The organism is Chitinophaga dinghuensis (assembly GCF_003259435.1).
Classification (GTDB): Bacteria; Bacteroidota; Bacteroidia; order Chitinophagales; family Chitinophagaceae; genus Chitinophaga; species Chitinophaga dinghuensis.
Genome location: NZ_QLMA01000007.1, coordinates 297,886 through 310,490, shown reverse-complemented (window position 1 = coordinate 310,490; position 12,605 = coordinate 297,886). Strand labels below are relative to the sequence as shown.

Below are 12,605 nucleotides of genomic sequence, written 5' to 3'. Positions count from 1 at the left end.
GCAAAGATCGGTATTTTGTACCATAGCGGATTTAGTGCCAACCAAAATAGTTGCTGGCGTTGTTATAACAGATATCGCGCACCATACTTCCTACCAGTGCCATGTCGTCTGGGATCTCTCCTTTTTCCATCTCTTCTCCCAGCATATCGCAGAGTAATCTGCGGAAATATTCATGACGAGGATAAGAGAGGAAGCTGCGGGAGTCTGTCAGCATACCCACAAACCGCGATAAGAGCCCCATATTTGACAGCGCATTCATTTGCTTAGTCATTCCCTCCTTTTGATCCAGAAACCACCAGGCAGCTCCAAATTGCACTTTACCTGCGATGCTACCATCATTAAAGTTGCCGGTCATAGTAGCCATTAGTTCATTATCGGCAGGGTTCAGGTTATAGATAATGGTTTTGGTGAGTTGATCCTGGCTGTCCAGGCGATCCAGGAACCTGGCCAGTGCCCGTGCCTGGGAGAAGTCGCCGATAGAATCCCAGCCTGTATCCGGACCAAGTTGGCGCATCATGCGGGAATTGTTATTGCGCAGGGCGCCCAGGTGATATTGTTGCACCCAACCTTTTTTCCAGTCCATTACCGCCAGTTCATACAACAGGGCGGATTTCAATTTGCGTATATCCGTCAGAGATAGTTGCCTTCCGTCCCGCACTTCCAAAAAGATACTGCGCACTTCTCCTTCCGTATAGGCGTCCGCGTATATTTCTTCGATACCATGATCGGAAACCGTGCAACCGTTTGCTGCGAAGAAGTCGTGGCGCTCCTGGAGTACCTGCAACAGATCATCATAGGTAGCGATACTTTTACCTGCCGCTAGCTCCAGCTTTTGGAGGTAATGGTTATACACTACGGGATTGTCTGCATTCATGGCGGCATCCGGGCGGAAAGCCGGGAATACTTTTATATCCAGGTTTTCTGCTTTCATCTGCTGATGGTAACGAAGATCATCCGCAGGATCATCTGTGGTACATACCACCTTCACGCCCCTGCTGCGTAGCAGGTTACGAACGCTGTATTCCGGTTGTTGGAGGAGGTTACTGCAGGTATCGTAAACCATTCGGGCGGATGCACCGTTTAAAATATCGTGTACGCCGAAATAGCGTTGTAGTTCCAGGTGCGTCCAGTGATATAAGGGATTGCGGAGGGTTTGAGGCACTGTGGCCGCCCACTTTTCAAACTTCTCGTAGTCGGATTTATCGCCGGTACAGTAGCTTTCGTGGACGCCATTGATACGCATGGCGCGCCACTTATAGTGATCTCCGTATAGCCATGCCTGTGTGATATTACCAAACTGCGTATCTGCTGCAATTTGTGCTGGCGGCAGATGGCAATGGTAATCAATAATGGGCATCTCTTTGGCAAAATCGTGGTATAATTGCTCCGCAGCCCTGCTATTCAGGAGAAAATTCTCGTCCAGAAATCGCTTTCTCATCAGATAATGGAATTTTAATTACAGTGAAACCCCTCGTTTCCAGGGTATAAAATCATCCTGACCATTCAGTACAGACTTAGCCGCAATATCTCCGCTGGCTACTGCTATAACGTAGTCGAGTATACGTTCTCCGGTTTCTTCGATGGTTTCTGTTCCATCAATAATAGAACCGGTATTGATATCAATGATATCGGGCATGTGATGGAACAGCTTTGTATTGCTGCTGAGTTTCAGCACCGGGGCAATCGGGTTGCCCGTAGGCGTTCCGAGGCCGGTGGTAAACAATACAATATTTGCGCCGCTGCCCACTTCCGCTGTCGTGGACTCCACATCATTGCCGGGTGTACAGAGTAGGCTCAGACCAGACTGCCGTACTTTCTCCGGGTAGTCCAGTACAGCCACTACCGGGGAAGTCCCCGCTTTTTTAGCGGCTCCGGCAGATTTGATGGCATCTGTGATCAGACCGTCTTTGATATTTCCTGGCGAAGGGTTCATATCAAAGCCCGAACCGGCTTCCTCTGCTCTTTGCTGATAAGTGCGCATCAACTGGATAAAGCGATTCGCGTCTTCCGAATGATAACATCTGTCGCTCATTTCCTGTTCTACGCCACAGAGCTCCGGGAATTCCGCCAGGATCACGGACCCACCCAGCGCCACCAGCAAATCGCTGGTATAACCGATAGCAGGATTGGCGGAAATGCCGGAAAATCCATCAGAGCCACCGCATTCCAGGCCAATACACAATTTGCTGAGAGGAGCCGCCTGACGACTAATATCATTTGCCTGCATCAGGCCCGCAAACGTTTGTCGGATCGCATCTGTGATCAATTGCGATTCTGTTCCTGTTTGTTGCTGATCCAGGATGTACAGCGGTTTCGAGAACTGCGCGTCTCTCTTACGAATCTCATCCTGCAACATGGAAATCTGTGCATTCTGACAACCAAGACTCAAGATGGTGGCTCCTGCCACATTTGCATGGGTGATATAACCCGCCAGGAGTCCGCATAAGGTTTGCGCATCCTGTCTGATCCCTCCACAACCGCCATCATGTGTGAGGAACTTAATACCATCCACATTCGGGAATACCCTGCTCGAAGCCCCGGTAGTCTCTTCCGGCATCCAAGTGGTTTCCTGTACTGCTAAAGCATCGGCGCCATCGTGGAATTTACCAATCAGCGATTGCATGAGCGAGGCGTATTTATCCGGCTTAGCATAGCCCAGTTCTTTGAGCATGGCGGATTTCAGCACCTCCACATTTCTATTTTCACAGAACACCAGCGGAATCACCAACCAGTAATTGGCGGTACCTACGCTCCCATCTGCACGATGGTAGCCCATGAATGTCCGGTCTTTCCATTTGCTGGTATCCGGTTGCATCCAGGCAGTACGACGGGTGGCTGACAGAGCATATCCAGCGGCGGCATGACGAAGGTTCTCCGTGGAAATACGTTGTCCTACCGCAATAGGCCGACTGGCTTTGCCAACCAGGACGCCGTACATCGTAACAGCATCTCCCGGTTGTAAGTCGGTAGTTGTAAATTTATGTTTAGCAGGAATCTTCTCCTTTAACGTATATTCCTCACCGTTATAGGTCACTTTGCTCTCTGCTTCCAGATCTCTTAGTGCTACCAATACATTATCTGCCGGATGCACTTTTAAAACTTGCTTCATTATCAGGAAATGATTATTTCTGCGGCTACCTTTTCCAGGTAAGGACTTACGCCTTCCTTCAGGAGCGCTTTCAACATGATGGATACCGTTCTTCCAAAACCTGGGAGGGCACTGAGATCCCGGCCCCAGATCTGGGTATTGCTCAAACTTAACTTCACAACTTCTTCCACTGAATGTTCCTGCCACAGGGCCGCATACGCAGTAGCCCAGGTATCATCGATGGTATCTCCATTCGGATTTTTCATGAACAACAGATGTGCTGCAAATCCCAGCGCAATGAGTGCCGGCACTTGTTGCATTCGTTGTTCATATTGCAGCAGGATGGGCATTACCCTTGTTTTCAATTTGCTGGTATAGTTACTACAGATATTTAACCAACGGTGATCGATATACGGATTTCGGAAACGATCCTGCACAGCGGCAGCAAAACGCACAGCCGCATCCTGGCGTATAGTGCTGTCCGTTATAGCAGGAATAATTTCATGCAGGAGCAACCCCTCTATGTATGCGGACATGTCCTCATGACTCATCGCTTCTTTCACCGTAGCGATACCTGACAGATAAGCCAGGCCACAGCTCAGCGTATGTGCGCCATTGAGTAATCGCAGTTTCAGCTCCCGGAACACATTAATATCCGGCGCCAGTATAACACCGCTATCCGCCATAGCAAAGGAAAGAGTTGCTTTTACTTTATCATTGCTGGTTTCAATGGCCCATAATCGGTAGGCTTCTGTCATGATCAGCAGCTCATCTTCATACCCCATATCTATGGTCGCCGCGCCAGGAATAATACTATCTACCAGACTGTTGCAGCAATGATTATGATTTTGTAGCCAATGGATAAATTCGGCCGACAGTTGATTATGTAATGCCAGTTCGTGCAGGATACCTTTCAGGAGCGTACCGTTTTCAGGAATCAGTTCTGCAGGCACAATGACCATTCCTTTATCCGGGTGGCCGTTGAAGTACTGAAAACGTTTGTATAGCCATGCCAGGAGCTTTCCGGGGAAAGAAGATGGCGTCTTCCCAAAAATAGTTTCCGGGATATATACAATTCCTAGTTCGGTAGTATTGGAGATCACCACTTGCATATCCTCACTGGTAGCACATTCCAGGATCTGATCCCATTGCGTGGCAGCTGTAAGTACTCTGCTGATGCTTGCATTCACGATGTTCGCCTCTACTTTTTTCCCGCCTTCCATTCCTCTGACACACTGCGTATACAGGTTATCTTGCTGGTCAAATTCAGTCGTATCGCCTTTATCCGTGGATTTGACCACTACTACTCTTCCATTAAAGATGCCTTGTTTGTTGGCTTTGTCGATAAAGAAATCCGGCAGCCCACGGAGTAAAACGCCGGTACCAAACTGCAATACTTTCTCCGGCAAATTCATACAGCGCTCCGTAGGGAGTTGTAGGTCATCCCTTTCGTGCAGCTGTGGCAGCACGCCTTTTGATAATTTCATGAAATTATATTTATCTATTTACGCATCATTTCAACTTCGCCGGCAGCGAGCAGGTAGGCGCCTACTCCTTTGGGATCGTTGTCGATTACCTTTTCACTGAGATAATATTCATAGCTGCCATCCCGATAGGGTTCTCCTCCGAGTCCGGCTACAGATACAGTTCCCCCGAGCGTGATATCTCCTTCGGGATTCTTTTTAATAAACTGCCGAAGGATTCCATTATATCCTTTCTTCACAATATTTGTATAGGAAGACGGCAGGTATCCCAGTCGCATCCCTTTCGCTAATGCATATACGAACATGCAACTGGCGGAGGCTTCCACATAATTGCCTTTGCTACCTTTGCGATCCAGCACCTGATACCAGCAACCAGTGGCCGGGTCCTGGAATTTCTTAACGGCTACGGCTGTACGTTGCAGAATTTGAATGAGGCTATCGCGGCCAGGATGATTTTTAGGGTAATATTCCAATACATCTACCAGTGCCATGGCATACCAGCCCATGGCGCGTCCCCAGAAGTTGGGCGACTGCCCCGTAGTTTTGTTGGCCCATCTTTGCTCTTTGGATTCATCCCAGGCATGATAAAGCAGTCCGGTTTTGCTGTCTCTCGCATGTTGTTCCATCAGCACAAACTGACGGGTGATATCATTGAAATCGGCTACTTCGTTATTCATAGCGGCATATTCTGCATAGAAGGGCTCTCCCATGTAAAGGCCATCCAGCCACATTTGCCAGGGATAGCGCTGTTTGTGCCAGAAGCCTCCCTCATGGGTACGCGGCTGGCCTTTCAATTGCTCCCGCAGCTGATCTGCCGCTTTCTTGTATTTAGCTTCGCCTGTAGTTTTGTAGAGAACGAGGAGGCTACGGCCGTTTTTGATATTATCGATGTTGTAATCCTTCAGTTTGTAGGTACGAATGTTTCCATGCTCATCTACAAAATGATCCATGCTTTTTTTGATATAATCAAAATACTCCTGTTTGCCGGTACGCTTCCAGAGGGCGTAGAAGCCCTCCAGGATCACACCCTGGTCGTAGGTCCATTTTACGGGAGTACCAGGATTCATGACCAGTGAATCTTTCCATATACGCATACACGTAGCCGCCATGCCCGCAGCGCCGGATTGGGCCTGTGTACTCAACGCCATCAGCAATAGCAGTCCTGTCAGCCAATTAATTCTGTAACGCATGATCTTCAGCAGGTTTGTTCTTCAAGTCTTTATATTTCGAATCGCGGAAAGTAACATTGGTGGCATTACGCTGTAAGAGGGGTTCTTTGCCGGAACGCGTAACCACGTATACATTGGTAAAATGAATACCAGTGGCTTCCATACAGCTGATACCTTCGTCTGCGCTGATCGTCATATTTTTCAAATGAATATTGCTGATCGGCATTTCTGGCAGGCCACGAATAAACACCGCTTTCTTTGCGCCATTGCAGGCCACATTATCAATAAAAAAATTACGGAATACAGGGGTGGCATCTGTTACCGGCAGCTTCTCAATTTTAGGACCATTGCGTACTTCTCCAGCCAGCGGCACCGGGTCTTTCGCCATATAGTACATATCAAAGAGAATCGCTTCTCCAGGAATATCTTTCATGTTGATGTTGGAGATATAAATATTTTCCACCACACCACCACGACCACGGGTCGTTTTGAAACGCAGACCTATATCTGTTCCCAGGAAAGAGCAATCAGACACATAGATATTCTTTGCGCCGCCAGACATTTCACTACCAATTACAAAACCGCCATGGGCATGATATACGGTGCAATTTTTCACTACCAGGTTTTCTGTTGGCTTTCCTCTTTTCCGCCCTTGCTCATCCCTTCCGGATTTCACACAGATGCCATCATCGCCTACATCGAAAGTACAATCCAGGATTTGTGCATAGCTACAGGATTCCAGGTCTACCCCATCGCCGTTCTGGGCATACCATGGGTTTTTAGCATATATGCCGCGCAGGGTAATATTTTCACAGAGCAATGGGTGCAGGCACCATGCCGGCGAGTTTTGGAAGGTCACCCCTTCCAGCAGTACATTCTTACAAGAAGTGATACTCACCATATTCGGACGAAGAAAATCCTTGTAGGCCAGGAAGTCTGCTTCCTTAGTATCGCCTGTTAGCACACCGGGCAAATTCGTTTTTGAGCCCAGTTGCGATTTAGCGGATGGATACCAGGTTTCCTTATCTTCTCCTAGCAGTCCGCCGCTTTGCACGAGGTTCTTCCATTGTGAGTCGGTGAGTTTGCCTTTCTTCACAATTCTCCAGGCATCGCCGCCGCCATCGATGATACCGTTGCCGGTGATAGCGATATTTTCCTGGTCTACTGCCCATATAGGGGCCTGACAGCGCATCGCTTCCAGTCCTTCATAGGTTGTTTTCACCAATGGATACTGATCGAAATCAGTTGTAAACTGCAATACTGCATTGGCTGCGAGATGCAGGTTCACATTACTTTTCAGTACTACGGGTCCTGTCATCCACAGGCCGGAAGGTATATACACTACCCCGCCGCCATTGTTGCTGCAAGCGGTGATAGCATCATTGATACTTTTAGAATTCAGGGTAATACCATCAGCTTTTGCGCCGTATTGCACGATATTAAAAGTATCCAGTTTGAAATGCGGTTCATAGATCAGCGGCAGTTCGTAGCTGTACTTTCCTTCAAACGGGCTTTTGCGTAGATAGTCTGCCAGTGCGATATGCTGATTGTTTAATGCAGCTGCCACGAGTGCCGCCATTTTCGTAGCGCCGTAACCGTTAAAGTGTGTATTATCTTCCACACCTTTGGGCAGTGATTTATAATGACCAGCAGGCGTAGATTTGAAGAGTTTTGCAGACGCGGATTCTCCAGCGGCAGTTAGTAATTCGCTGCTGCTTTGTTGTAAATCTACTAAGGGTACTTTCATGGCTTTGGCTACGGCTCTTACTACCACCGGATATTCGCCATGCGTATCTTCCAGTTTGCCACCTCTGAACTTTCTTCTGGCTACAGGCGTGATCAGTATTGGATTAGCGCCTTTGGCTCTCGCTTCTTTTACAAAGCGTTCCAGGTTGGACTTATAAGCGCCTTGTGGTGCTGCATAGCGGATGGAATCATCTTGTTTACCATCGTTGTGACCAAATTGAATGAGTACCCAGTCTCCGCTTTTCAGCTGGGCCAATACGGAATCCCAGCGATGCTCATTAATAAAGCTTTTGGTACTTCTACCATTGACCGCATAATTACGTATAGTCATTCCCGGTTGAAAGAACTGCGGGATCATTTGTCCCCAGCCTCTTTCCGGATTATCTTCCAGCGGCTTGTCGGACATAGTGCTATCTCCGATCAGGAAAACAGTAGGCGGTGGTGGCGCAGGCGCAAGTCCTACCAGCGAAAGTAAAAGTAGCTGCAAAAATTTCATTCCTTACTAGTTATATTTCTCGTTCTGTTTGAAAGTATCTTTATTGGTAACGGCGTCTATCTGGTCTTGCGGGATGGGTCTTACGGTGTGGTAAGACTGGAAAAACTGTTTAGCATCCGGATTATGCAGGCTAATTCTTTCCTGCAATTTATTGGTGCGTTTCAGGTCGAACCAGCGGAGTTGTTCTCCGGCCAGTTCTCTGGCGCGTTCGTCGAGGATGAAGTCCAGGGAAACATCGGCGGCAGTAATTTGCATGGCTGTTTCTTTACCAGGAATGGCGGCGCGTTTGCGGACTATATTGATATAATCTGCCGCTTTTTGCGGATTGCCGAGTTTGAACTGTGCTTCACCAGCGATGAGATACATTTCTGCCAGTCGGATAATGAATGCATCCCGGGCACTTTGTTCTTCATTCATAGAAGCCCTGGTAGGATCGTCAAATTTTTGCAGAGAGATGTAATGCGTACGATCCAGGCCTCCGCCGTTGGCAGTGTAGATTTCATCTCTGTTAAAGATCCTGTATTTAGCAGAGAGAGGCAACTGTTTTTTAGTAACCAGGATAGCGGTGTCGCCCAGCTTCATGCCCGAAGGGGCCGATTTGGTATTATTGCAATACCATACCTGCTTAAAAGAGGCCTCATAACGGGCATCTGCCGTTTCATCAAAAAGATTCAGCAGGAAAAGCGTGGGCATATAACGGTTAAATGGACGCATGTTCGCGATATCCCGCTGCATGCCTGCTAAATCGTCGTACTTCATACAAAACATCAGGTGGCCGTTGTTGGCCCCGCGACTATGACCATTTGGGAACAGCGTAGCATCTGCCTTATCGTCAAATACGAGATTTTTCAAATAATTAACGCACCAGATAATTTCTTTATTCTGCAGGTTATCCATCCGCCAGAGATCAGCATATTTAGGCAACAGCGTATAGCCGTAACTTTTGATTACTTTATCTGCCATATCAGCCGCCTGTTGATTCATACCGCGGGTAAGGTACATCCTTGCTGCGAAGGCTTCTGCCACTGGCTTTGTAGCGCGACCGTAATCCGTTGTTGTAAGCGGCAAATTGCTCATCGCAGTCTCCAGATCGCGGAAGATCTGTGCATAGAAGGTGTCTACCGGCGTTCTGTTGGCCGTAGTGATTACACCATTGGTTTCATCCAGTGAATAGTGAACACCACCCCAGGTTTCCACGATATGCCAATAGTAGAATGCACGCAGAAAATGTAGTTCTGCACCACGAATTTTCTTTTTATCCTCTGTCAGACCGGATTTATCAATCCTGCTAATCCCGGCATTACAAAGGTTGACAGCAGCGTATAACTGTTTCCACAGTGCGCTCATCACACTGTTACTGCCCTGTAGGTTATTGTAGTTGGTGAGATCCGGGTATTTATCGCCGGTACCGCTGGTCCAGATATCGGTGCCCATTTCCGCAATGCTGTATCCCTCTTCTTTTCCGTACCACCAGCGGTTATAGGTATAGGCTGCGTTTACGAGCGATTCAAAACCTTCCGGCGTGGAGAATACCGCATCCGTGGTAGAACCGCCGGGATTGAATTCTTCCAGCTTTTTATTGCAGGCCGCTAATCCAACAGCTGCCATTGCGATGATTAAAATATGTTTATTCAGGAATTTCATACTTGCTGTTTTATTCGGTTAAAACTCAACATTTAATCCAGCCACATACATTCTTGTCAAAGGCTCGCTCAGCGCGCCGCCGCGTTCCGGATCGTAGTCTTTCACCTTGCTGAAAGTAAAGAGGTTCTTACCGGTAACGTATAAACGAAGACTGGAAAGATGTAATTGCTTCAGCATCTCATTAGAGAAGGTATAGCCCAGGGAGATATTACGGATCTTCACAAAAGAGCCATCTTTATATCCCAATGTTTTAATGAAAGGCGTACCATCTTTAGACAGGCTGGCATTGGGTCTTGGATAATCGTTGGAAGGATTTTCTGGTGTCCAGTAATTAACATTTGCACTATTTTCCAGGCCTTGTGGATCGAATTTGGCAGCATATTCAGAATTGATCATCTGACCAATGCGCGCATACACGTATATGTTCAGATCAAAATTTTTGTATTTGAAATCGTTGTTCAAACCGCCACTCCATTTTGGGACCTGTGCGCCCAATACGATACGGTCGGCAGAGTTAATAGTACCGCTGTTATCCTGATCTTTCACTTTGATATCTCCGGGTTTGTAACCGAGTTTTGCAGCGAGATCTGCTTCACTGGTTTGCCAGATACCTACTTTTTCATAATCGTAATAAACTTTCACAGGATAACCGATAAACCAGCCATTGGCTACGTCATTGGTACTGCCATCGGCGAGGGCAACGATTTCTTCTTTATTGCGGGAATAAACGATATTGGATGTCCACCGGAAATCAGCTGTAGATATGTTCGTTGTATTGATGGCGATTTCCACCCCGCGGTTCCGTGTCTTCCCAATATTTTGTACTACACTGCTTACGCCACTGGAAGTAGGTAAGGTCCTTTTCAACAACAGGTCGTGTGTTCTGGTATCATACACATCAATGCTACCGCTGATTCTACCTTGCAATATGCCGAAATCGAGTCCAATATTTTTAGTGGCCGACAACTCCCATTTTAATTTCTTATTTCCTGTCTGATCGCCAATTGTATAGGCCACTGCGGCGTTGGTATCATCCCAGGAGAAAGGAATTTTGGATAGTGAACTCACGGTGGAATAAGGCAGGACTGCGTCTGTACCGGCAATACCGTAGGTTACTCTCAATTTCAGGTCACTGAATGTTTGTTGCGATTTCATGAATGCTTCATCGCTTATACGCCATGCGCCGGCCACAGATGGGAAGAATGCCCACTTATTGCCAGGCGATAATTTAGACGATCCATCAGAGCGACCAGTAAATGACAGCAGGTATTTTCCTTTGTAGTTGTAGTTGAGCCGGCCGGTGAAAGATAGCAATTTGCTTTCCTCATATCCGGAAGCGATGGCGATGCCACTCACATTGTTTTGCAGGGCGTGGTAAAGCTGGGATGGAAGCAGTTGACCTTCGCCCTGCATTTGTGAAGATTCCTTCTTATCTGCCAGCCAACTGGTCACGCCGGTTAGGCCGAAGTTATGCTGACCGAAAGATTTATTATAAGTGATCACGTTTTCCCAGCTGAGGAAGCGGCGCAGATTATTGTACATGGAACTACGACTGGTAGAGGCAGTACTTCTGTCGATCGACGCTTTGCTGGCGAAGATGCCTTGTTTGGAATTTTCCAGTGTCACACCAAGATTGGAGCGGATCATCAAGCCTTTCAACGGCGTCAGTTCCAGGTAAGCATTTGCCAGCGTGCGGGTAGTACGCGTCGTGTTATCGTATGCGTTAGGTTGCTCATCTGCTAATGGATTGATGGCAGAGCCACTGTTGGGGAATAATACCAGGTTGCCGGCAGAATCGTAAGGAACGCCCAGCGGTATGTATTTATTCGCCTGATTCAGCGGATCGCGGCGGGCACTCTGATCATAGTAAGTGAGTTGACTTTGTACACCTACTTTCATGTAGTTATTGATCGTTTGATCAATATTCAGGCGGGTAGAATAACGTTTGAGGTTATCCAGTTTCAGAATACCTTTCTCATTAAAGTAATCGAAGGAGAAATAGACTTTTGTTTTTTCTGAACCTCCGGAGATGCCAGCCTGGTAGTCTTGCTGCAGCCCGTGATGGATAAGTTCATTCGCGTAGTTCGTCCAGATATTATTTTTAATTTCATCCAGTTCAAAAGCGTTGAAGATCTTTGGATCATCGGCTATGCTGGCCCATCTGCCGGTAGTGCGGTTTGCCTCTCTTTTCAGCGCAGTGTATTGCGGTCCTGTCATCATTGGCGGATATCCGTTCACTTCTGAAGAACCTACATAGGAGCTTATATTCAGTTTAGGTACTCCGCTCACGCCGCGTTTGGTGGTCACCATGATAACGCCGTTTGCGCCACGGGAACCGTAAATGGCAGTGGTGGAAGCATCTTTCAGCACTTCCATGGATTGGATATCGTTGGGATTGAGGTCCTGTATAGATTCGTACTGTACGCCGTCCACGATGTAGAGCGGGCCGTTGTTGGCGGTGATGGATCTGTTACCCCGAACGGTCACATTGATTTTAGCGCCGGCGGAGCCACTGGAGCGGGTAATATCTACGCCCGGGAGTTTTCCCTGTACAGACTCCATGACGTTGGTAGTGGGTACTTTCTTTATTTCATCTCCCTTGATGGAAGCCACTGCGCCGGTGAGGTCGCGTTTTTTAACGGTTCCATAACCTACCACTACAATTTCGTCGAGTTTCTTATTGCTTTGCTCCAGCTTCACCTGCATATCGTTTACAGCAGGGAGAGACAGTTGAGCATAACCCAGATAGGTGAACAACAATTCAGTTTTGCCATCGGGTAACTGGAGGGAAAAATGACCGCGGCTATCTGTCTGTACGCCAACGGTGGTGCCTTTAACTTGAACGCTTACCATGGGCAGTACCTCGCCGGTAGCGGCATCCGTCACTTTCCCTTTGATAGTACGGGACTGTGCCAGCGCCCAGTTGCTGATACAACACAGGAGTAAGCAAATCAGGTGAATCTTTTTCATAACGTAAC

General features: G+C 47.6%; 7 protein-coding genes. All 7 read right to left on the bottom strand.

Annotation, left to right across the window (positions count from 1 at the left end; all coding sequences use genetic code 11):
• Positions 1–31 precede the first annotated feature (31 nt).
• The 7 genes from uxaC to CLV59_RS21075 are packed head-to-tail and all read right to left on the bottom strand — an operon-like array spanning position 32 to position 12,597.
• Complete coding sequence (gene uxaC, locus CLV59_RS21105) at positions 32–1,438, bottom strand: glucuronate isomerase (RefSeq protein WP_111594060.1); 1,407 nt, start codon at positions 1,436–1,438, stop codon at positions 32–34.
• Between the two features lie 18 nt (positions 1,439–1,456).
• The gene (locus tag CLV59_RS21100) at positions 1,457–3,109 is read right to left on the bottom strand and encodes a UxaA family hydrolase (RefSeq protein WP_111594059.1); all 1,653 of its coding nucleotides are present in this window, start codon (positions 3,107–3,109) and stop codon (positions 1,457–1,459) included.
• Positions 3,110–3,111: 2 nt separating this feature from the next.
• Positions 3,112–4,575, bottom strand: a complete 1,464-nt coding sequence (locus tag CLV59_RS21095; RefSeq protein ID WP_170137852.1) for a tagaturonate reductase — start codon at positions 4,573–4,575, stop codon at positions 3,112–3,114.
• 14 nt (positions 4,576–4,589) lie between these two features.
• A complete protein-coding gene (locus tag CLV59_RS21090; protein WP_111594058.1) occupies positions 4,590–5,762 on the bottom strand; it encodes a glycoside hydrolase family 88/105 protein in 1,173 nt (390 codons plus the stop codon).
• Positions 5,746–7,983 (bottom strand): glycosyl hydrolase family 28 protein, encoded by a 2,238-nt coding sequence (locus CLV59_RS21085; protein WP_111594057.1) that lies wholly within the window; start codon positions 7,981–7,983, stop codon positions 5,746–5,748. Before CLV59_RS21085 ends, CLV59_RS21090 begins: the two co-directional genes overlap by 17 nt.
• Positions 7,984–7,989: 6 nt before the next feature.
• Positions 7,990–9,627 (bottom strand): RagB/SusD family nutrient uptake outer membrane protein, encoded by a 1,638-nt coding sequence (locus tag CLV59_RS21080; RefSeq protein ID WP_111594056.1) that lies wholly within the window; start codon positions 9,625–9,627, stop codon positions 7,990–7,992.
• 18 nt (positions 9,628–9,645) lie between these two features.
• Positions 9,646–12,597 (bottom strand): SusC/RagA family TonB-linked outer membrane protein, encoded by a 2,952-nt coding sequence (locus tag CLV59_RS21075; RefSeq protein ID WP_111594055.1) that lies wholly within the window; start codon positions 12,595–12,597, stop codon positions 9,646–9,648.
• Between the last annotated feature and the right edge of the window lie 8 nt (positions 12,598–12,605).